The organism is Fictibacillus iocasae (genome assembly GCF_042665465.1).
Classification (GTDB): domain Bacteria; phylum Bacillota; class Bacilli; order Bacillales; family Fictibacillaceae; genus Fictibacillus; species Fictibacillus iocasae.
In genome coordinates this window covers 24,694-46,981 of sequence record NZ_JBHTCP010000014.1, presented here as the reverse complement: position 1 = coordinate 46,981, position 22,288 = coordinate 24,694, and the positions used below count along the sequence as shown (strand labels likewise).

Below are 22,288 nucleotides of genomic sequence, written 5' to 3'. Positions count from 1 at the left end.
CGTTTTCAATTCGCCTCTCCTCCTTCTTCACAAATTCTTTCTAAAATAATGTCATCTTTTTCGTTTTTCAATTGCCGGTATGAATTGTCCTCAAACGACTCATCAAACTGGCAGACCGATTTATACGAGCAGAACGTGCAAGGCTTCTTGTTCTTTAAATCATAAGGAGAGATAGCAATATGCCCTTCTGAAATTTCGGTGCCGATTTGCTGAACCGTCTTTTTCACAAACCCACGTAATTGATGAAACTGCTCTTTAGTCGCGATAGAGCTTCTCTTATGAAATCCTTTTTGTGTCAGTTCAACAGGGATAATATCCGATTTCTTATCCATCGTATGATCCATGAGGCCGATCGCCTCCTCTTCTGCGAGCACTAGCCCCTTCATCTTGAACTTTCTGTATGCTTCCTTCTGAATTTCTTCTAATGTCATCAATTTTTTGTTAGCCAACAGTGGATTGTGAACATGGAAATACAGCACGCCTGCCGGAACAGCTTCCTCTCCAAGCCATCTGCTTGAATGTGTCACCGCCACATCTAAATACGTGAGCATCTGCAGGGCAATGCCATAATAGACCTCGCTTAAATTAAGTCCCGTTGAGCTGGATTTATAATCAATAACACGCAGCATAAGGCCGCTGTTCGATTTCGCTGTATCCACTCTGTCAATTCGTCCGATGATCTCCATTTTCGTTCCGTTTGGCAGATCATACACCAGCGGTGGCAGCTCACCGCCTCGGCCGAATCCAAGCTCCAGTCCTGCCGGGGCAAAGCCGCTCGCTCTGGCATGCTCACTTAAAATAAAAGTGGCTTTTCCAACAACATCCTTTAGCTTGCGTTTAATATAGAGCAGCCTGTTGGAGCTCAGCAGTATTTCATGCTGAAGTTTAGGCGCGAGCAGCTCCACCATGTCTCCCGCAATACGAAAAGCTTCATTCTGTGAAAGATCCTGCCACTTCATTCCGCGGCTGTCTAAAAAATCGTTCATATTCTTAAGCGCCGCATGGAAGAGCTGTCCAATATCCGGGGCCTCCAGCCGGTAAATTTCCCGTTCCTTCAGCTTGAGTCCGTATGAAGCAAACTGAGAAAACGGACACGAAGAGAACATTTCCATTCTTGAAATACTCGCAGATATGGTTGAACCATATAATTCTTCGGCAATTGAACGTTCAAGCCGTTCTTCTTGATTTTTAAAGAAAAGTCCCGACATTACGGTAGAAGCAAAATGCCTGATGTCTTTATTCTCAAGACTCCAGTTATAGACAGACCACCAGACATCCGCCATGCCATAGCCCCGTTTCCATTCACGCAATTTTCCGTTCAAATAGGCGACCGCTTTTCTCGGATGCTGAATAAATTCAAGGTCATCCTCCCACTCCGGCTCATTGTTCCAAAGCCTTTCTTTCATTTCAGGGAAAAGAGTGTGCAATCTGGCTATCACCATAGACGGCTGCAGTGTCTTTCCTTCTTCATCAGCCAGAGGATAGGATACATACAGCTTGTCAGATGCGTTCGTGAGCGATAAGTAAATAAGAAACTGTTCATCAAGCAGCTGCCTTCTGCTTGAAGGTGCCAGCTCCAATCCGTTCTGCTCGAGCATTTCCCTGTCACTCTCTGACAAAAGGCCGCCTTCTTTCGGACGTGCAGGCAGCACTCCTTCATTTACACCCAGCAGGAAATGCACTTTTACATCTGTAAATCGCGAGCGGTCCACCGTTCCGACGAGCACTTGATCAAGCGCTGGCGGAACGAGTGAGAACTTCATGCTCTCTAGACCTGTATCTAGCATTTTTGTCCACAAGGATAGAGGAATTTCTTCATCCCCTGTCATTTCCACCATTTCATCGAGCAGGTTCAGCACAGCATTCCATACTTGTCCATGCTCACGCGCTTCCTTCAGCCTGTCGTTTTCCTCCGCTTTCAGGCGCAACGCGTCAAGCTTAGCGGGAATTTCCATTCTTTCCAGAAAATAAAAAAGGGCTGCGCAATAATCTCGGACCGTTTTTCCTGTTTTAAAATCACGTGACAATCGTTTAATAGGTGCAACAATGATTTCTCTTAGCTCGTTCAGCTCGTTTTCCTTTTGCTGGTCAGAATCTGTCCTTGCTGCTTCTCCTTCTTCAAGGCCGCGGATTCGCACATACTTCCAAGGTTTAGGATCTGTCCAGCGGCTCCCTTGAATGCCGAGTGCCAGACAATAGTTTTCCAGCTGATCCATTCCTTTTCTCAGCTCTTTAACCGTTCTTGTACGGTCACCTGGATAAAGAAGATCTGTTTTCACCGCACGAAAAACCGCTTCATATCGCCAGTTCTTGCTGATGATATCCAGCACCGAACGAATCAGCTCCACTAGAGGATGGTGCAGCATCGACTTTTTCTGATCGACAAAGACAGGGATCTCATATTCTTCAAATACCGTTTCAATAACCGATTGATAAGAAGCAGAGTTCCGCACGGAGATGGAAATATCACGAAACCTGTACATTTCATCACGAACAAGCCGCAATATTTCTCGAGCTGCTCCTTCTGCCTCTGCCCGCAATGAAACAGCGGAATAAAGCTTTAAACCCTCTGTATCCATTGATTTAACTTCAGGGCGGGTATCAAAGTGGCGCTCTAAATGAAGCAAAGCAGGTGACTTAAATCTTTCAGGAGTGGCAAGAAGAACATTTTCTTCTATTTTGACACCATTTTCCTTCGCCATATTGACTAACTGGATAAACGTTGAAGATGTCATATGGAATAGATCCAGTTCATGAGGTGCAGCATGATGGCTCTCCACGTCACCAGTCAATGCAACCGTTACTTTTTTGGCGTATTTCATCAGCATCGCAAGCACTTCTTTTTCTTGCGGAGTAAAGGAGTGGAAGCCGTCAATATAAATCTCGCACTCTCGTATGTAGGGTGAATGAGGGATCTTTTCAACAAGTAGACGGAGATAATCTTCTGAGTCAACATAATTTGCCGCAAGAGCGTTTTCCAGTTCATTGTAAATAAGTCCAAGGTCAGAAAGCTTGTCTTGAAGTACATTCTTTGTGCTTTCTTTCCCTGCAAAATACTGAAGCGAAGAAGCATGACCATTCACTTCATCAGGAGTGATGCAATAACGTTTCAACTCTGTCATCATCAGTTCAAGCAACTCATAAAACCCTGTCTGATCAGAGGACTTCTTAAAGATCCTTAACTCTTCACGGCGATGTTCAATGATTTTGCGCAGCATCATATGAATACCTGTACTGGTAATATGCGTTCGAGTCATGCCGCCCATGTCGCCAAGAACCTTCCATGCCAGACGGGAGAAGCTGAAGACTTGTGCCCTTATCATTCCGTTCATACCAGGTGCAGAGGATAGCTTATACTCTGATTGAAACGTCATCTGATCAGGCACTAAATAGATAATCGGTTCCCCTGCTGGATCTTCTGTTAAGCGTTCAATGATTTCATTCATCATCCGCTCTGATTTGCCCGTTCCTGAACGTCCCAGCATAAATCGCAAACTCATTTATCTCACAATCCTTTCGCCCATTTCTTATCTCTACATTATCGCATACTCCTACTCTGAACAAAACATGCGTTCGAATGGAAAAAATGGAAAGTGACGAAATTAAAAGAGGCCGCATCAATAAGCAGATGCGACCTCTAGTAAACGTACAAATCATTTTGGAGAAGATGAAGGATTGCCTTGCAAAAACATAGCATTCGTTGATAGCTTTCACACTTTATCACAACGTATTTTTTTCTATCTTTTTATACTTTTTTTACTGTCATACATTCTTTTGTCCGCCAAATGAAGGTAGTCATCGATTCGTTCTCCTGCATCTGGCTTAAGTTCTATGGCCCCGTATGCAAGTGAAACGTATTTCTTCCAATTACTTAACCTTTTTTCAATCTTGACAGCTGTTTCATAGGCTTCCTGCTCGGTTGCTCCTGGAAGCAGGAAGACAAACTCGTCGCCGCCGAATCGGAAGCCGTAATCAAGAGACTGCTCTTGGGCCAGCCATGCAATATGGCACAGGAGCTCGTCCCCTTTATTATGGCCGAATTCATCGTTTACATATTTAAAATTATTCACATCGAGCATGAGGAGCGTCAGAGGCTGTTCCATGCACGCGGACTCATTAATCCGATCATCCAGGCAATCATAGAAATAGCGCCGGTTATATAAGTTAGTCAACGGATCACGAATGCTGATTTCTTTTAAATCCATGAATTGCTGTGAACAAAAGCCGCTTAAGAAACCGGTTAAAGAATGGTGGCTGATCTCGTTCCAACGCTCCAATACATGGAGCTGGACTTCCATCTCTTCATCCGACAGCACCTTCTTCACTTCCAGCAGGACGGCGTTTCGAATACTTTTGGTAAAGCACCCTAATGAACGGTATGGAATTTTCTGATGCTTCACAAACTGGATACCAGATTGAAAGGCACTTTCCTCTGATTTTTTTAAAAATCCTTTATATCGCCGCTCAGGCAGAAACACGCCTCGACAATTCGCATGAAGCATTTTTTGTACCGTATGTTCATACGGTGTGAGTGATGATGTGAGAAATAAATTAAAATATTTTGCCGTTTTTAGTTCGCCCAAATGATGATCGATCATGGTAGGGATGGCGTCCACATGTTTTGTATACAGCTTTTTCCGCAACTCTTGCCAATACTTTTCTCTGGCCATGTAAATCCCTCAAATCTCTTTGTTTGATCAAACATGTATCCGTGCTGAAACAGCACAAAAAAACTGCTCCCCAAAAAGGAAGCAGCTCTAGCATGCAGCCGATCGTCCCCTTTGGCAACCCGGCTGCCTTCGCTGTTGTTCAGCATTAGACCCGTGGCTTTGCGTCCCATTCTTTCAAATGGTTTGCCTTGAAAAACAAAGGTATAATATTAATTTATAGTGATTATATCCTATACAGGAGGATATTTCCAACTTTTTATCTAGTTCTTTGTACCTTTTTTACCAATTTTACTTATTTTTCTATACCACCTGTACCCGATTCTCACCACATTTAATACATTATATGGGATTTTTATAGGAAAACGGTATAGGGTATGCCTATACAACTTGTGATACGCGGCTTTTAAATCCTTCCATTTTCCACAGTCTTCCTTCACTAAAAAGTCCGAGACATCGACGATCACACCATGTCCATTGGAAATCATGACGTTCTTTCCATGAACATCGTGTGGATACAATCCACGCTGGCGTGCATAATCGAGCGCTGCATCAATCTCATCAATGATCGTTGGCTCAATTTTCATCCCTTTATGAACACAATCAAATAAAGTCGTCCCAAAAATTCGCTTTAACACTAAAAATCGTTCCCCATAATAATAGCATTGGGAATACCCGCGATGTCGGCCTAGGCGGCTGTATACCTCTATCTCGTCCTTTATGCCTTCTTTCGCCCTTCCGTATATCTTTACCACATAATCCATATGATCCGGATGAGCAAAAACCGCAGCATAATTTCCGCACCCCAGCACAATCCACGGCTTTGGATACGTTATCGTTTTGACTGGATCAAACTCATCATCACTGACAATCACAGCCTCTTTATCTAGTGCTTCTGCAAGCTTAATAAATTCCTGCAGCTTCTCTATCATAATCCGACCTCGACTTTCACTTTCCGTTGTTAGACCATTTCTTTCTTAGTGTATACACGGTCAAGCCAAAAAGTCGCCAATTATTTTTCTCACCCTAAGCAAATCGTTAAGTAGAGGGATATTTCTTCAATAAGAAATGCTCAATAAGGGTTTCTGCTTTGTTTCGCAAGTGTACGTTTGGAAACCTCATTACTTCCCGATAGCCTCTAATAAAAATTTCATACTCCGTAAGGTCATCAAGACGTTTTCCGTCCATGACTTTTATTTTCCTTGATAGCATCTGTTTTCTCGTTTCATGCAGCTCCATGCTGATATCATCCATTATTTTTTCAATGAGCAAGATGTATGGCCGCTTCAGTTTCAGCGGAACTGCTTGAATGATCCTTAAATCTCGGTCAAATATGGTGAGCAGCATCGGATACATAATAAACCGCTCAATTAATCCCCGGTCTTCTTCTGATCCATAAAGCACGGCGATTCCCTCCGTATATCCATTTTTCGCTTATGAAGGTGGAAGTTTACAAGAGGCGGAGAGGACATTCTTAATGGAAAAAGTCCGCACCTGCCTGCGTTGAAAGCAGTAGGCCCAAAATACATGTTCGTTAAATGACAGAGGAGTCACCTTTCTTTGAGTAAAGCTTCCTTCCTTTGATAAATAAANTCGGGACTCACACCCTATAGCCTGTACCCATGCCGGGCACACCAACAAGAAAAAAATGCCTGCAGTATGAAGGCATTCTTTACGCTCGTGCTATTGGGAAATCCCGAATTTTTCAAGCTCTTGATAAAGGCTTCCAACGATTGATAATCCGTCAAAGCTGATGCCAAGAGAAACAACGGTCTGGGAAAGCTCTGGTCTCATTCCGCTCAATGTTACCTCCACACCGAGCAGTTTTAAAGAATTAATCACTTGAAACAAGTTATGTGCCACCATCGTATCAATGACGGGTACTCCTGATAAGTCTATGAACAGCCGTTCCACTTGATATTCCATGCATTTCTGAAGGGCTGTGTCCATTATGAGCTTGGAGCGGTACGTATCAATCGTACCAACAAGCGGAAGAATGGCCAGTGAGCTCGTCAGACGCACAACCGGAACCGAAAGCTCTTCTATTGCCTCACGCGCAAGGCTGAGGATGTGATTATTGTACTCCACATAAGCCACGCTGAAGGAATGGACGGTCTGGTCAAGTAGCGGATCAATAATCGAGGCTAATTTAATGACTCCCGCTGCATCAAGTCTGAGATTTTCAGCTTGTTTTTTTATAAATTCCCACAAAACGACACGATAATAGCGTGTGCTCTCCAGAGCCTGATCAAGCGGAAGGTCATATTTTACAGCAAGCTCTCCGCTTTTAATTCCCCACTCTTTAAACTTATCAGAAGAGGACGACTCATCCGAGTGAAGAGCTTCACCAAAAAAGTGAAAAAGCTCAGATCTTAAGGCAATCACTTCTTCTGTAACCTGATGGTGAGTCTCCCCATTGTTCATTCGCAGTTCGTCTATTCGGTGTGCTAAATGTCTTTTATTTTGAATAAGCAGATTTCCTAGTGTATCTTGTGTTTTCATATTGACCCCCGAATTGTTTAGAAGTAAACCTATGATTTCCGAAATACTTTTTCCCTCTTCTAACACTTTCTAAACCTAATGTTGTAAAATGAACTAGTATCGATCACTTGGAAAAGAAATGGATGAATTCACCATGGAAGCTTATACTGCCGTCTTATTTAGCGATCCTGTCCTCGCCTTTGGTTTTGAGGCACAATCACAAGAAGAGCGCATCGGCGCTGTTATATTTGGTGTTGTATTATTAATCACCATGCTTTTCGCCATTTACAAAGCGTTCACGCGTTCTTTTTTTAACGGTTTCGTAGGGGCAATCGGTTTCTTTCTGAGCTTAGACACCGTTTTGTTTCATTGGATCTTCCAGCTGCACCGCATAACAAAAGGGCCCGAAGCAAATGTACTTGAGCCCATTTTTGTAGGTGTTGGAATTATTTTCATCGTGTTCAGTTTATATTCAGAGAAAAAACTCAGTCTTCCTTTCTCTCGCTCAAAACGATAACATCGAAACCCGCCTTCTTCGCTTTCTCTGCAAGCGTGTTCGCGTTTCCTTCTGATGCAAAAGAGCCGAGCTGCACTCTATAAACAAAGTCTGAGGGCGGAACAGATCCTCTCGGAGTCGGCTTACGTGCTCTTTGCGCCTTTTCATCAAGTGCTCTTTGAATTTCTTTTTTCGTTTCAGCTCCGGCAATTCCGTCAGCCGATATTCCTCTCTTCTCCTGAAATGCACGCACAGCGTTTTCGGTATTATCCCCAAATATTCCGTCCGCTGTTCCTGCTTTGTATCCAAGAGCGTTAAGCTTGTTTTGCAAATCTCTTACTTCTTCACCCTGACTTCCATTCTTCAAAATGGTTTCCTTCTTTGCAGCTTCGATCGCCTTCTGAATGGCGCCGATTGTCTGCGGTCCGGCTTTTCCGTCTACCGTCAGCCTAACAGAGCGCTGAAACGTCTTAACGGCATTTTCCGTCTGCGGCCCAAACAGACCGTCGATCGTTCCTTTATAAAAACCAAGAACAGCCAAGTCTTGCTGCAGCTTCCTGACGTTGAGCCCTTTATCTCCTTCAGATACGATCGTCATCGGTTTCTCTTCACGGCTGACAGTACTGAGCTCTTTCTTAACATCTGCGATAAATCCAGCATAAGTCTTGCCATAGCGTTTTAATGCATTAACAGGATCGGTGCGCCTTGACGGATCTAGCTGAAAGTGCCCCTTAATCTGCAGATCAGGATTCCAGTTATATTGCCGGCACATATAAGCAAAGAACCAGACATAACGCTTATACGCTTCTTCAAACTGTATAGCGCCTCCCCAGCAAAGCTCCACTCCTATCGCCCAGTCGTTCCCGTCAGAAACATTCTGTCTGACATGAAACGCTTTTTCATTCAATGGGATGATGACCAGTATCTCTTTGTCATCGATAAATACATGTGCGGATGCACTTAAATTCTGGCTGTTAAAGTATCGGTAATTCTGCCTGGCAGTAGAGCCCGGATTCCCAGTATCATGCGCCACGCTATAGCGCGGGATACGATTTCCTCCAGGTCTCTGGCTCCATTTAGAGTCAATGTACATGTTTGTAATTGGATATTTCAATCCCAATATCAACACCTCCAAGTGGTTTACTGCAGTATATGAAAAAAAGACAAGCACTGCCTGTACACTTGTCTCTCTTCTCTAGTAAATAGGCTGCATGGAGAAAAAAAGAGGCCAAAATCCGTTGCATAAAGAAAAATTGACTGACGCTAAGCCTTTAAGCCGGCCATAGTTGACCTTATACTTTCTTTAATAAAAAAAATCCCGCTGCCCACGTATGGGCAGCGGAATTTTCAGCGATTTAGAAATATAAGCCTGCTGCTCCAGCAGCAAGAACAACGAGCCAAGAAGGAAGCTTCCAGATCGCCAGCAGCAAGAAAAGGATGAGCGCAAGCGAAAAATCAAGGGTTGATTTCACTGTGCTCGTCCAGAGCGGGTTATAGAGCGCTGCGAGCAAAATGCCAGTCACAGACGCATTCACACCTGTCAAAACAGATTGAAACGCCTTGTTCCCCCTTAATCTCTCCCAGTATGGCAGTGTCCCGTAAATTAAGAGAAACGATGGCAAAAAGATAGCAGCCGTTGCGATCAGGACTCCATTAATTCCAGAAGCAGCAGCCCCAAGATAAGCAGCAAATGTGAAAAGCGGACCTGGAACAGCCTGTGCAGCTCCATACCCTGCATAAAATTGTCCGCTCGTTACCCAGCCTGCAGGGACCACTTCTTTTTCTAAAATAGGAAGAACAACATGTCCTCCGCCAAAAACAAGAGACCCTGCACGATAAAACACATCAGCCATTGCCGCTTCTACGGAACCAGACAGATGATTCCATAATGGAAATATTCCTAACAGCAAAAAGAACAGAAGCAGCCAAAGAAAACCGGATTGACCCGTCAGTGTGCTGTTTTTTGCTACAGCCCGTTTTTCGTGGTCCTTGAACAAAAATAACCCAACCGCACCAGATAACGCTATGACTGCGAGCTGAATCATGGCAGAAGGAACAAGTGCGACAGCCGCACAAGAAAAGATAGCGATCCCTGCTTTCACCTTTGTATCAGCAAGAGACTTCGCCATCCCCCATACGGCTATGGCTACAACAGCGACTGCCACGAGCTTAAGAGCATGAATGAAACCCTCTAGGTCGATGTCTGTTGTGTTTATAACAAACGAAAATAGGGCCAGCACCATGACTGAAGGAGCTGTAAATCCAAGCCAAGCGAGAAAGCCCCCAAACTTCCCGCCCTTTATGGACCCGATGGCAATGCCCGCCTGGCTGCTCGCCGGACCGGGAAGAAACTGGCACAATGCGATTAAGTCTGCATACGAACGGTCATCAAGCCACTTCTTTTTATGTACATACTCTTCACGAAAATAACCAAGATGGGCTGCAGGCCCCCCAAAAGAAGTCAATCCCAGCTTCAAAGCCGTCAAGAAAATTTCCCAATACGTTCTCATCATCACCTAAACCCTCTTCTTTAAATTTGATAGGTACTTTTACTTGAAGAGATTTTTTTAAAAACCAGGCTGTGCTTTAGTTGCGAGCACATACACCCAATAAAGGATTCCGATCAAGAATCCGCCGCCAAGCAGCATAAAAAACAACGTTGAATTTTTCATTCCATTTCATACCCTCGAATCAAATTTCTTTTTTTCATAAAAAGATTATCATATAATGAAGAATACAACAAAGGACGAGGATGTTACGATATTTATGACAAATATAAACCGCAACGAACTAAGCAACGAACTAGAGCACAGCTTTCGGACCGTATTCCGTACGTTTCGCAAAGAAATCAATGACCTATTTTCCGATTACATGCCCGGCAACGAGTTTGCGGTGCTAAAAGCTCTCTATGATAACAGCCCATTAATGGCCTCGGAAATTGCCAGTGAAGTGAAAGTGTCATCAAGCCACATTACAGCTGTCACTGACCGCCTTGTAAAAAAAGGGCTGATTGTCCGAACTCGTTCTGAAGAAGACAGACGCATTGTGTTCTTGGAAATAACAATGGAGGGAAAAGACATTGCACGAAAGATGGAAAACATCAAGCATGATTATCTAGTAGACAAATTTAACCGCTTAACATCTGAAGAAATGAAAACGATGATTTCCCTCTTTAACAAGCTGCTGTAACGGCAGTTCATTTTTTGCGCATATACTTCACCTTGTTAATTATTTATTTTGTGAATGGAGGTTATTATGGAACATATCGATCAGCGAAGAAAAATCATCATTATGATTTCAATTATGGCAGCTTTACTGTTTGCCGCATTGAACCAAACCATCGTTGGAACAGCATTGCCCACGATCATCTCCGATCTTGGCGGCATCGAGTATTTCAGCTGGGTGTTCACAATTTTCATGCTATCGTCGAGTATTACTGCCGTGCTCGTCGGCCGGCTTTCCGACACGTATGGCAGAAAGCCGTTCATTTTAATCGGCATTGGTGTTTTCAGTATGGGCTCTTTCTTATGCGGAATTTCTGAGAGCATCATACAGCTTATTTTGTACCGTGCGATTCAGGGTTTAGGAGGCGGCATGATCATGTCCACTTCTTTTACCGCTGTAGGCGACTAATTCCCGCCTAGAGAAAGAGGAAAATGGCAGGGGCTGTTAAGCAGTGTGTTCGGCCTTGCGAGCGTGTTTGGCCCGACACTCGGCGGATACGTCGTCGACCATTTCGACTGGCATTGGGTGTTCTGGATCTTCCTTCCTTTTGGCGTAGTCGCTTTTTTGATGATATTTTTCTTGTTTCCTTCTGCAGAAAGACAAGGAAAGGAAACTGTTGACTATCTCGGTTCGTTGTTCATCACGTTAACCATGATTCCTCTCCTGCTTTCTTTTACTTGGGCGGGCAAGGAATACGACTGGATTTCACCAGAAATTATCGGCCTTTTTTCCATCTCACTTATCGCTCTCTTCATTTTTATTTCTGTAGAGAAAAAAGCAGCGAGTCCTGTTCTTCCTCTTGAAATGTTCAAGACGAAAATTTTTACGGTTTCCAATATCATCGGCTTCTTCCTCGGAGCTGGCATGTTTGGCTCTATCATGTATATGCCCTTCTTTATTCAAGGTGTAATGGGCACATCTGCAACAAAATCTGGCTTCGTCATGATGCCGATGACGCTCAGCATGGTAGCAGGAAGTGCCATCAGCGGACAGATTATCACGAAAACTGGAAAATACAAAAAACTGGCGCTTCTCGGCTTGCTCATCATGGTCGCAGGAATGTTCAGCATGTATAAAATGGATACAGAAACTACAAATCTAACAGCGGTTATCAATATGATCCTCGTTGGAGCAGGTCTTGGAATAAGTTTTCCAATATTTACGCTTACCGTGCAAAACGCGGTCGAACACCGTCTGCTTGGCACCGCGACCTCATCTGTTCAGCTGTTCAGGCAGCTTGGCGGTACCATAGGTGTTGCCGTGATGGGCAGCATTATGAATGCGATGATGAATGATTATATGAAAAAAGAAACCGCTAAGCTCGCAGGCAGTGATGCAGGCGGAATGCAGGCTCTTAGTGACAAATTGTCCGATCCGCAGATGCTTCTTAACCACGAAGCCCTTCTGGCGATCAAAGCGACGCTCCCTCCTCAAATGGACGGTTTGTTTGAGACTCTTGTTACGCTGCTTCGGGAGTCATTAAGCTACGCTTTAAGCGGTGTGTTCTTGACTGGAGCATTCGTTATCGGGTTCGCCTGGATTCTCACGTTGTTTTTCTTAGAAGAAATTCCATTAAGAAAATCCAATAAAGAACCGGTTTCCTCTGATAGCAATGAGCAGGCTGCTGCCGAGAACTAACAACCATTTAAAAAATAAAACCGTCATCCTGAGTGAAAGCTTTCAAGTGGATGACGGTTTTTTATTGGTTCTGCAGCTGTCATCTTAAGACATAGGGACCAATTGATTCTGCACCGCATAAATGACTGCTTGAGAACGGCTTTTTACATTCAGTTTCTTGAAAATTTTACTGACGTGGATTTTGACCGTTTTATCGCTGATAAAAAGCTTTTCCGCGATTTCTTTGTTGCTGAGTCCTTCCACCAGGCCGATCAGCACTTCCTGTTCTCTGTCCGTCAGGTCGTTTTCTTCTCTTTTCACTTTCGAAGACTGAAGGTGCAGATTCACAAGCTTCTTCGTCATGCTCGGTGTAAGGATCGATTCTCCCTTGTATACAGCTTTAACGGCATCCACCACTTGCTCTGACGGCGCATCTTTCAGCAAATATCCATCTGCTCCAGCCTTCAAAGCAGCCAGCAAGTATTCATCATGATTATACATTGTGAGCACTAAGACTTTCGTACTTGGGTATTTACGCTTCAGCACTTCTGCTGCTTCTACACCGTTCATGCCTGGCAAGTTAATATCCATAATCACAACATCTGGTGCAACGGCCGGCATTTGGACGATGGCATCTTCAGCAGAAATGGCCTCGCCAGCAACCGTCATATCTTCTTCCAAAGCAAATATTGTCTTGAGTCCGTCACGCAATATGGCATGGTCATCAACAATCATAATGGATATCATAGTAAGATAGCCTCCTTAGGCTCAAGATTAGGGATCTGCAGCTTGATTTCTGTTCCTTTTCCGGGACTTGACTGGATATTCAGCGCAGCACCAAGACTATCAGCCAATTCATTCATGTTAAGCAGACCATAATGCGGCTCTCTTTGTGCCTTTCGTATCGCTTCAAATAGGGAAAAACCATTACCGTCATCTTTAATTTTTAAAACAACAGTTTCTTCGTTATAGCTGAGTAAAATGTCGATATTCTTTGCAGAGGCATGTTTCACAATATTTTGCAGGCTTTCATTGAAAATATCAAAAATGACCTTTTCCACCATATAGCTCAACTCTTTCGCTTTCCCTTTTACATGAAGATCAACAGAAAGCCCAAATTCTTGATGAGCTGAATCGATACGGCCCTGTATCGCCTGATGCAGCCCTACCCTTTCAGTAGGATAAGGTCTGAGAGCATAAATGGAGTCACGCAGTTCCTTCAAACTTCCACGCAGCTTGTCCGTACTTGACTTAATAAGCAGTTGGGCTTTCTCAGGTTTAGCAGTGAAAAGTCTGTTCGCCGTCTCCATCTGCATGACTGAGCCAGCAAGCGTTTGAGCAATCCCATCATGTATTTCCCTCGCAATACGATTGCGTTCTTCGAGCAGCACTCGGCGCTCTCTTTCATTAATCAGCATCTTCGTTTTATTCACAACCGCCAGCTGGCTTGCGAGAGTCGCGACCGATTGAATATCGTCCTGAGAGAAGCTGCCGGAACGGGTTTTTCCTGTTAATAGGACACCGAGGACTTCTCCCTCGACAATCAGCGGTGCTGCAGCTGCCGCTTTTATGGATGGTGTAAAGAACGAATAAACCCACTCATTTTCCAGGTTCTTTTTATCATATTGGATAAGCTTGTCCATGAGAGCAAATCCTTCAGCCGTTCTTTCATCTATTTTCGCTTGTTTATGATACTCACCGTTTTGCAGCGCGATGCTCCATTTTTCTCCATCATATAAGAAAAGGACAGCTGCATCCGTTCCAAGAAATTGCGTTAATGAGCTTTCCATTTTATGAATCCAGTCCTTAGCAGGCAAATGCTCGTTCAGCTGTGTGCTAATGGAAAACAAGGATTTCAGGCGATTACGTTCTTTTTGAAGCCTTAAAATGAATGAAGAGATCAGGGCGATTGCCACAAGCGGCGAGAAAAAGAACAAATAAGAAAATACATCGATTACACCTCTGTTCTGTGTACCAAGGAGTATCATGACCGACATGTAGAAAATAGAAAATGCAGCTACAGACGTTTCCGATAAAAACTTTTGCAGGAAATGTTTGAAACGGTATGCTTGTGGCCTCAGCAGAAGCACTAGATCCACGAGCAAATTGTTAAGTGTGTAATACAGGATCGTTACGGCTATCATCCGAATCTCTCCATGCCAGAATGCAGACTCTGCTGCATTCACCCCTATCATCCTCAGCAAGAAATCGGCGAATACAACGGCAAGAATAAAACTAATCGCCAGCTGAGAAGGATTAAATAACAGCACGCGCATCGGTCTGCGGTTCAAAGCGAGAACCGCAAATACAACCACGTTGAAAACAAAAACCGCTGTTTCAAAGCCATATAAGAGCTCCATCGTATAGATCAAAGGAAAGCTTAAGGTCGTCAGCCCTTTCCAGACTGGAATGGGATAGTATTCTGTCAAAAAAAGAAAAAGCAGCAGAATGATGAACACAAGCGGATCATCCATTACCTTCAAATGGAAGGCGGAGAAAATCCATAACAACACACCAAGCACAGATGTACCATAAATGACTCCAGTTGCCGCCTGGTCACTTTTCAGCATAACAGCCCTCCCTTTATTTACAATTTTCCGTAAATTGATTATATCATAGGTTACTGTTCCGTTAGGACGCCTTCATTAAGGGGCGGTTTGGATATTGTAATGAACACAGCGACATCCAGCTCATAAAAAAACAGGAATGGCCGAATGGCATATGCCGCTGACCAATCCTGATTTACATGTATTATCTCAGAGCAGCCTTCATTTCTGCTATTGCTCCAATGGCATATATTTTTGTACAACTAAACGACTACTCTCCCGGATGTATCGGCCATTCCATTCTTTCTTTTCCCTCTCACAGAATGGAATAAATAGCGTTCATGCCATGCTCTTCCATGTTGTATTCCCAAAGCTTTTCTTTCTTTACAAGATCGAAGCAAGCGATATGTGTCGGCTTAACCCCGAAATTTCCAATGCTTGTTTTTGTGCCATCCGGGTTAATCTTTGTGGTTGGTCGCAGGCGAGAGAATCCGACAACTACTTTATTGTCACCCACTGCTTTAATGCCTCGGCACCAGCCTAGCGGTATTTCAGCACCCGATATCTCATTTAAATCAAACATTTGGCGCCTCGCTAAATTTTGAAGGTTCAGTCTAACAATATATCCGTCAACACGTGTGAAGTAAATGCTTCCTTTATGAATGACACCATCATGGATATACGAACCATCTACAGGCATCTTCCAGCCAGGATGTGTCAGGCAAACAGCATCCTGTTGATGACAGCGGGTCACCCAATAATGATTGCCGATCGTAAATACGTAATTTGGATGAGACCGATGAGGCTTCGTTGAACGTATCAGCCTGTAATCCTCTCTTGTTGAATACTTCTGCCACGTGCTTTCCCCGAGCACATCCCACTCTTTTAAAATTTCTCCGTTCTCGGTCAGCTCCATCACCATATCCAATCCTGTATTGGCAACAAGGAGTGTTCCTGCATCAGTTGGCGTTACATGATGGAGATCATTAAAGCATTTAAGCGATAAGTGCTTCAGCTGCTGAAAGCCCGGCAGTGAATAGATCAACACCTCTGTTTGGGTACAAAGATAAAGCTTTTCACCCTTAATGGTTCCCGCTTTAAAAAGAATAGAAGGATTGTAATGAGGACACGTCCCCTGAAGTGATGTGTACTCTACATTTTTAACAGAGCTTATCGTGGTGGTATCGAATGTAAGAATGACTCCTTGTTCATATTGAGTCACTTCACTTTGAAGACCCTCTCGTTCTTTTCCTCCTGTTAAGATCAACTTCATTGCCATCACTCCAAAAATTTTATTGCATCTTTATATTGAGATATAGCGGATCCATTTAACTTACCGATAATATCAAACTCCAATTCTGTTGGTTCAATAGTCGTCGAGGATATTTGGAGAGAAAAGCTCTCGCCATTAACCATCAAATCTGTAAGTACTAGTTCACCTTTGGCTGAAATGCTATTTAAATAGCGAAACAAGCGGTAGGCATCATTTTTCGTTTTCCCGCTGCCTTCCACGAGTACAGTAATATCTTTATTCGTTGTATTCTTTATCTTCAGTTCGAGTGCAGCAGTATTTCCATCTCCTCGATGCTGCCAAAAGTTTTGAACCGGGCCTAAATAGTATATGGCCATCTCTTCACCTCACGTCTTTCATTACTTCAATATATGTGCTTTTCTCAAACGTGACATTCGAATGAACGGTTACGGCGTTTTTTTAATGAATTCGCGGAAAACCCAAACATGTAACAGCAAGGAGAATATAGTAAAGTACAGTGCTTCAATCCTGATTTGCCCACTTCATAAGAAATAAGGTGATGACTTGAAAATATTGCTGGCCACCTATTGGTATATCCCTCATTTAGGCGGTGTTTGGCCGCTGATGTGCCAAATTAAAGAAACATTAGAGAAGCTCGGCCATGAAGTGGATATATTCGGCAACACACCAGACGGCTTGGCTTATCATATCGTCAATAAAAACCTTGTCTTGAAGAAAGAAGAACTCGTCCCATTTATTCATACTCAGTTGAATCCCCAAAGAGAGCCTGCCCTTCATTCGGATAAAAGAACCTTCAACCTTGAAACCGACCGGTATTACATGGAACTGGCGGCAAGCTACTTTGGGCTGTCACAATACGACATCATCCACACACAAGACGTCATTTCCACATGGAGCTTTAGCCGGGTGAAGCCTGCTCATGTTCCGCTTTTTGCAAGCATTCACGGAGTTCTTGCAAGAGAGACCGTTCAATACTTCAAATATTTAAACCCGGCGGCAACGATTGAAGAAATTCAGAAAACCCTTTATTGGAAGCATTATTATACTCTGGATCAGATGGGGACTCATTCTGCCGATCTGATTCATGCCTCATCCAAATGGACACATGATATTTTCGCAACAGATTATAAGGTGCCTCCCTCACGCATGGTGAAATTTCAATATGGCATCAATATTGAAGAGTTTCTCAAGAAAATGGATATGCCTACTGAAATTAAGAAACCTGCTGGAAAGAAAGTCATTATCTATACAGGAAGATTAGTAGACATTAAAGGGGTCCACTTTCTTCTTCCAGCCTTAGCTCTGTTGAAAAGCAGGCGCAGTGACTGGGAATGCTGGATTGTCGGGGATGGCATAATGAAAGACCTTCTTATTCAAAAATCCGAACAGCTTGGCCTGACCAGCCATGTGAAATTCCTCGGCAGCCGAAATGATGTTCCTGCATTGTTGAAATTAGCCGACATCTTTGTCATTCCAAGCCTGCAGGATAACATGCCGCTTTCTCTAATAGAAGCACAGCTTGCTGGCAAAGCAATTGTTACCTCCAATGCAGGGGGACTTCCCGAGATGGTTCAGCATGGTGTGACAGGACTTGTTGCACAGGCTGGGGATAAACAGCCATTATTTCGCCATTTGCTTACACTTGTTGAAAATGATGAGATGCGTAGACGGGTTTCTACTGCTGCTAAAAATTGGGCACTTCACTATTGGTCAGTAGATCTAATGGTTGAAAGACTGTTAAAAATATACAACAAGCTGATTGCGAATAAATGAATGAAAGGAGAAAAAAGAATGAAGGTCCTCGGAGATTTGTACAACTCATTGTTTCATAATCCAATAGAAACGAATGTATATGTTGAACACCAGATCTGGAGCAAAATTAAGGCGAATTTGCCTGATCATTACAAAATTCCAGACAAAAAAATGCTAGACATCATTGCAAAGTTTATTGCTGAAGAAAAGAGCAGTGATTTATATAAACTTTAATTTTTCACTTTTATTTTACTGGAGGCATGACTTTGAAAATTCTAGTAACCGGCGGCTGTGGCTTTATTGGCTCACACATCATTGACCTGCTCGTTCAGCAAGGTTTTGAGACAGCGGCAGCAGATGATTTGAGCGCAGGTTCCCCCCACTACTTGGCAGCGCACAAAGGGAAAGTCGTCTTTTATCATTGCAGCATTTTATGTGAAGAATTTGAACGAGCGATGAGTCATTTCAGGCCTGACGTTGTCATTCACCTCGCCGCGCAAGTCTCTGTTTCCCATTCTGTACACGATCCGATACATGATGCGAATGTTAATATCATGGGGTCGCTGAAGCTCATTGAACTGGCTAAGAAATACCAAGTAAAGAAGATTGTTTTCAGCTCAAGTGCCGCTGTATACGGCCACCCCCAATTCCTTCCTGTTACAACGGTTCACCCATTAAACCCTATGTCGCCATACGGCATTTCTAAAATGGTCTTTGAAAACTACTTGTTTGCAGCGAAAACACTCTACAATATAGACTATCATGTCCTTCGATTCGGCAACGTGTACGGACCTAGACAGAACAGTCATGGCGAGGGCGGCGTCATTTCCATATTCATTAACACTCTTCTACAAGATAAAAGCCCGACTATTTATGGTGATGGCACGTATACAAGAGACTTTGTCTATGTAGCAGACGTAGCAATGGCTAATGTACTTGCCGCTCTATCCCCCGAATCAGGAACGGCCAACATATGTTCAAGTGTAGGAACAAGCATCAGTGAGCTTCTCGGCAAACTGCAGAGACTTATGAAAAAGCAGATTCAACCTCTATATGAAAAGCCACGAAACGGTGACATCCCACATAGCGTACTTTGCAACAAAGAAGCAAAGGTGGCGCTGAACTGGGAACCTACCGTCTCACTGGATGAAGGGCTGCTTCAGACTATTGCATTTTACCAAACCCGAACCTGACCAAAATTGACTACACCTAAATAGAAGGTGATACTTTGAAGATCTTACTTGCCACCTATTGGCCGCTTCCTCATATGGGGGGGATCTGGACGTTTGTCAACGAGTTAAAAAGAGGCCTAAAGAGGTTCGATATCGATGCGGACATTTTCTCTGCAAGCCCCGATCACACCATGTACTATTTACATCATTCAACTGACCATATTAAGAAAACAAGTCTCTATCCTTTTCTTGATGCACAGTTCCAAAGAGGTGCCTCTCTAATCAATCATCCTGTCGTAGCAAGAGCAGAGCTCGAGCAATACTGTTTTGAGCTTTCTGCTGTTTATACAGGGTTAAAAAAATATGACGTCATACATGCACAGGATGCCATCGCATCTAGGGCACTATCACGTGTTAAGCCGAAAAAGACGCCGTTATTAACAAGCCTTCATGGATCACTTTCAGGTGAAATCCTGTATCATATCAAATCCTTCAACCCAGAAGCACTTGAACATGAAATCAAGCAAAACTTGCTCTATCACTACCACAGGGCTATTGAAAAAGAAGCTTACAAAAACAGTGATATGATCCATACCTCTTCTCAATGGCTGATGAAAAAGGTGATGTATGACCTAAACGGCAAAAGTAATTCTTTGTCTTACATCCCATATGGCTTTGACTATCAGAATTTTTCCCTATCCAGCCAAACTTCTAATGCCGGTATACCTGAGAAACCAAAGGGAAAAAAAGTGCTTCTCTTTACAGGAAGACTCGTTTATTTAAAAGGCATCCACTCACTCATGTTGGCACTCGCTAAAGTAAAAGACATTAGGGATGACTGGGAATGCTGGATTATCGGTGACGGAGACCAGCGCTCTGCCTGTGAAAGTCAGGTGAAAAAGCTGGGTTTGACCGGAAAAATCCGCTTTCTTGGGCAGCAAACGAATGTTTATCCTTATTTAAAGCTGTCTGACATGTTTATCTTTCCAAGCCTTCAAGACAATCAACCCTTCTCTATCATTGAAGCACAGTATTCTGGTCTACCTGTCATCGTATCCGATTCTGCCGGATTGCCTGAAATGGTAAAACATGAAAAAAACGGCCTTATCTTTAAAGCGGGCGACTATAGGGAATTAAGTATGAATATAATGCGTCTTCTTCAGGATAATTCACTTTTATGTAAACTAAGCAAGAATGCCTCTAAATACGCTCATGCCCAGTGGAACATACAAGCGATGTCAAAGCAGCTTTTCAAATTGTATCAGAAACTTATTTAATAATGTATTCATGATGGAGGACGATGAGTATTGAAGATTCTACTTGCCACTTTTTTTACCATTCCTCAAGAAATAGGAGGCTTTTGGCCATTCATTTCCGAATTAAAAACTGGACTTATACAAGAAGGGTTCTCTGTTGATATATTAGGAAGAACTGCTGATGGTTTAGGTTATACACTTTATTGTCAAAATAAGATAATTCGTTCAGTGGAGTTGCTACCTCTTGTTAAAAAACAGCTCCTTCAATCTTTAAATCAATTACCACCAGAAAATTATGAAATTCAGCGATATGGCCTTGAGCTTGCTGCGGCGGCCTTTGATCTCTCACAATACGACTTGATTCACTGTCAAGATGTAATTGCTGGCCATGCTCTGAGCCGTGTGAAATTGGCAAGCACACCACTTATTACAAGTGTTCACGGCTCTCTCCCACTTGCTTCTATGCATCTATTAAAACAAGGTAATTCTCAACTCTCTTCAAAAGAATGTGAAGAGACGGCAATCTATCGGTATAATATGGCTTTAGAGTTTGCTGGTCTACAAGAAAGCAACCTCATTCATACCTCTTCCATTTGGTTTAGAAAACAACTCAAAGAAAGATATAACATTCCACACGAAAAAATGGTTACTATTCCATACGGACTACGAATCGATTCTCATATTAAGGAAGAAGTTTCTTCCCTAAAGCGAAATCCAGATAAAAAAATCATCATCTACACGGGAAGACTTACAGCTATCAAAGGGATTTCATATTTAATTCATGCATTGTTTGAACTTAAAAAAACGAGAAGTGACTGGGAATGCTGGGTGATTGGTGATGGAGAACGAAAAGAAGAGTATATCTCTAAAGCAAGAGAGCTAGATTTACTTGATCAAATAAAATTCTTCGGCAAGAGGAACGATGTTTTCTCACTGTTAAAGAAGTCAGATATTTTCGTTCTTCCGAGTTTGCAGGATAATCAACCATATTCATTGATGGAAGCTCAATTTGCCGGTCTTTCATCAGTCGTTACGAAGACTGGTGGACTACCAGAAATGGTAAGGCACGGTATTAACGGGTTACTTGTGAATCCTGCAAGCCACCAAGAATTGTTTTATGCTATGCAACAGCTCCTTGAACAAGATAACCTACGCTCCTTCCTGGGTAACCAAGCAAAAAAATCAGCTGAAAATACCTGGTGTTTTCAAAAGATGATAAAAAAAATCATTACCATGTACAAAATGGTTGTCTAATATTTTAGTATGAAGGCTATAGTACAAGCCAATTATAACAATTATTCATCTACTAAATTAGGAGGTGAATATTATGGCAATGTTAAAGTCATACACATTTAATGAGGCACCAAGAGGAAGTTTTGCACTTCCCATAACTGTTGCACCAGGGGACGAATTTTTCGTGACCTCCATTGTACTCAAGGATCTTATACCAGGCGACCGTGTTCAATTTACTGGTACAATCGGATGGGCTGCATCTCTGCTTGTGCCAGGCCTCTCAGAGTTAATTATTCGAATTCGGCGTGGAAGTCCGACAGGTCCAGTATTATTTGAGACAAGGGATACGATCCTGCTAACAATAAACTTAGGTTCTATTATTGGTAATCGGACTACAGGTTTTACACACAGTAGAATCATTACAAATTTATTTCCAGCTGAAGAAACGTTCTACTTAACAGCAGCGTTTCAAAATCTTCTGGGGACAAGTACGATTTCTTTACAAGGACCAATTAGTTTAGGCGCATTACTCACTTCACCATAGATATGTCAACATGACAAAAGGTCCGT

19 protein-coding genes, 1 pseudogene and 1 riboswitch are annotated in these 22,288 nt (G+C 42.9%); of the genes and pseudogenes, 9 read left to right on the top strand and 11 right to left on the bottom strand.

The genetic code is table 11. The annotated features are described in order from the left end of the window. Positions 1 to 5 precede the first annotated feature (5 nt). From addB to ACFQPF_RS08535, 5 genes are all read right to left on the bottom strand, one after another. Positions 6 to 3,500 (bottom strand): helicase-exonuclease AddAB subunit AddB, encoded by a 3,495-nt coding sequence (gene addB / locus ACFQPF_RS08555; RefSeq protein ID WP_379748591.1) that lies wholly within the window; start codon positions 3,498 to 3,500, stop codon positions 6 to 8. Positions 3,501 to 3,737: 237 nt separating this feature from the next. Continuing rightward, positions 3,738 to 4,670, bottom strand: coding sequence for a GGDEF domain-containing protein (locus ACFQPF_RS08550; protein ID WP_379748589.1), 933 nt, complete (start codon positions 4,668 to 4,670; stop codon positions 3,738 to 3,740). 110 nt (positions 4,671 to 4,780) lie between these two features. Next, positions 4,781 to 4,868: riboswitch (cyclic di-GMP riboswitch) on the bottom strand. 62 nt (positions 4,869 to 4,930) lie between these two features. Further along, positions 4,931 to 5,599 (bottom strand): serine/threonine protein kinase, encoded by a 669-nt coding sequence (locus ACFQPF_RS08545; RefSeq protein ID WP_379748587.1) that lies wholly within the window; start codon positions 5,597 to 5,599, stop codon positions 4,931 to 4,933. Between the two features lie 106 nt (positions 5,600 to 5,705). Continuing rightward, positions 5,706 to 6,071 carry a YhjD family protein gene (locus ACFQPF_RS08540; RefSeq protein WP_379748585.1) on the bottom strand — a complete coding sequence of 122 codons (366 nt, stop codon included), beginning with the start codon at positions 6,069 to 6,071 and terminating at the stop codon, positions 5,706 to 5,708. Between the two features lie 279 nt (positions 6,072 to 6,350). Then, positions 6,351 to 7,169 (bottom strand): STAS domain-containing protein, encoded by an 819-nt coding sequence (locus ACFQPF_RS08535; protein ID WP_379748583.1) that lies wholly within the window; start codon positions 7,167 to 7,169, stop codon positions 6,351 to 6,353. A gap of 133 nt (positions 7,170 to 7,302) precedes the next feature. On the opposite strand from ACFQPF_RS08535, the gene ACFQPF_RS08530 reads away from it, so the two are divergent. Then, positions 7,303 to 7,665, top strand: a complete 363-nt coding sequence (locus ACFQPF_RS08530) for a DUF2243 domain-containing protein (protein ID WP_379748581.1) — start codon at positions 7,303 to 7,305, stop codon at positions 7,663 to 7,665. On the opposite strand, the gene ACFQPF_RS08525 is transcribed toward ACFQPF_RS08530, so the two are convergent. Continuing rightward, a complete protein-coding gene (locus ACFQPF_RS08525; RefSeq protein ID WP_379748579.1) occupies positions 7,634 to 8,764 on the bottom strand; it encodes a peptidoglycan-binding protein in 1,131 nt (376 codons plus the stop codon). The genes ACFQPF_RS08530 and ACFQPF_RS08525 overlap by 32 nt on opposite strands. 235 nt (positions 8,765 to 8,999) lie before the next feature. Then, the gene (gene chrA, locus ACFQPF_RS08520; RefSeq protein ID WP_379748577.1) at positions 9,000 to 10,157 is read right to left on the bottom strand and encodes a chromate efflux transporter; all 1,158 of its coding nucleotides are present in this window, start codon (positions 10,155 to 10,157) and stop codon (positions 9,000 to 9,002) included. 214 nt (positions 10,158 to 10,371) lie between these two features. On the opposite strand from chrA, the gene ACFQPF_RS08515 reads away from it, so the two are divergent. Together ACFQPF_RS08515 and ACFQPF_RS08510 are read left to right on the top strand one after the other, a co-directional pair. Next, entirely contained in the window at positions 10,372 to 10,833 is a 462-nt protein-coding gene (locus ACFQPF_RS08515) for a MarR family winged helix-turn-helix transcriptional regulator (protein WP_379748575.1), read from the top strand. A gap of 66 nt (positions 10,834 to 10,899) precedes the next feature. After that, a pseudogene (locus ACFQPF_RS08510) lies at positions 10,900 to 12,507 on the top strand (MDR family MFS transporter). An 84-nt stretch (positions 12,508 to 12,591) separates the two neighbouring features. Here the strand turns inward: ACFQPF_RS08510 and ACFQPF_RS08505 are convergent. The 4 genes from ACFQPF_RS08505 to ACFQPF_RS08490 form a co-directional block, all read right to left on the bottom strand. Further along, the gene (locus tag ACFQPF_RS08505; protein ID WP_379748573.1) at positions 12,592 to 13,233 is read right to left on the bottom strand and encodes a response regulator; all 642 of its coding nucleotides are present in this window, start codon (positions 13,231 to 13,233) and stop codon (positions 12,592 to 12,594) included. Beyond that, positions 13,230 to 15,056 carry a GAF domain-containing sensor histidine kinase gene (locus ACFQPF_RS08500; protein ID WP_379748571.1) on the bottom strand — a complete coding sequence of 609 codons (1,827 nt, stop codon included), beginning with the start codon at positions 15,054 to 15,056 and terminating at the stop codon, positions 13,230 to 13,232. Before ACFQPF_RS08500 ends, ACFQPF_RS08505 begins: the two co-directional genes overlap by 4 nt. Before the next feature lie 292 nt (positions 15,057 to 15,348). Next, positions 15,349 to 16,305, bottom strand: a complete 957-nt coding sequence (locus ACFQPF_RS08495; protein ID WP_379748569.1) for a hypothetical protein — start codon at positions 16,303 to 16,305, stop codon at positions 15,349 to 15,351. 5 nt (positions 16,306 to 16,310) lie between these two features. Continuing rightward, a complete protein-coding gene (locus ACFQPF_RS08490; protein ID WP_379748567.1) occupies positions 16,311 to 16,661 on the bottom strand; it encodes a hypothetical protein in 351 nt (116 codons plus the stop codon). A 187-nt stretch (positions 16,662 to 16,848) separates the two neighbouring features. On the opposite strand from ACFQPF_RS08490, the gene ACFQPF_RS08485 reads away from it, so the two are divergent. From ACFQPF_RS08485 to ACFQPF_RS08460, 6 genes are all read left to right on the top strand, one after another. After that, positions 16,849 to 18,078, top strand: a complete 1,230-nt coding sequence (locus tag ACFQPF_RS08485) for a glycosyltransferase family 4 protein (RefSeq protein WP_379748565.1) — start codon at positions 16,849 to 16,851, stop codon at positions 18,076 to 18,078. Between the two features lie 18 nt (positions 18,079 to 18,096). After that, on the top strand, positions 18,097 to 18,291 hold the full coding sequence (locus ACFQPF_RS08480) for a hypothetical protein (RefSeq protein ID WP_379748563.1): 195 nt from the start codon (positions 18,097 to 18,099) through the stop codon (positions 18,289 to 18,291). Between the two features lie 32 nt (positions 18,292 to 18,323). Continuing rightward, positions 18,324 to 19,250, top strand: a complete 927-nt coding sequence (locus tag ACFQPF_RS08475) for an NAD-dependent epimerase/dehydratase family protein (RefSeq protein WP_379748561.1) — start codon at positions 18,324 to 18,326, stop codon at positions 19,248 to 19,250. A 35-nt stretch (positions 19,251 to 19,285) separates the two neighbouring features. Next, a complete protein-coding gene (locus ACFQPF_RS08470; protein WP_379748559.1) occupies positions 19,286 to 20,506 on the top strand; it encodes a glycosyltransferase family 4 protein in 1,221 nt (406 codons plus the stop codon). Positions 20,507 to 20,536: 30 nt separating this feature from the next. Continuing rightward, positions 20,537 to 21,739, top strand: coding sequence for a glycosyltransferase family 4 protein (locus tag ACFQPF_RS08465; protein WP_379748557.1), 1,203 nt, complete (start codon positions 20,537 to 20,539; stop codon positions 21,737 to 21,739). Between the two features lie 73 nt (positions 21,740 to 21,812). Further along, positions 21,813 to 22,262 carry a hypothetical protein gene (locus ACFQPF_RS08460; protein WP_379748555.1) on the top strand — a complete coding sequence of 150 codons (450 nt, stop codon included), beginning with the start codon at positions 21,813 to 21,815 and terminating at the stop codon, positions 22,260 to 22,262. Positions 22,263 to 22,288: the final 26 nt, after the last annotated feature.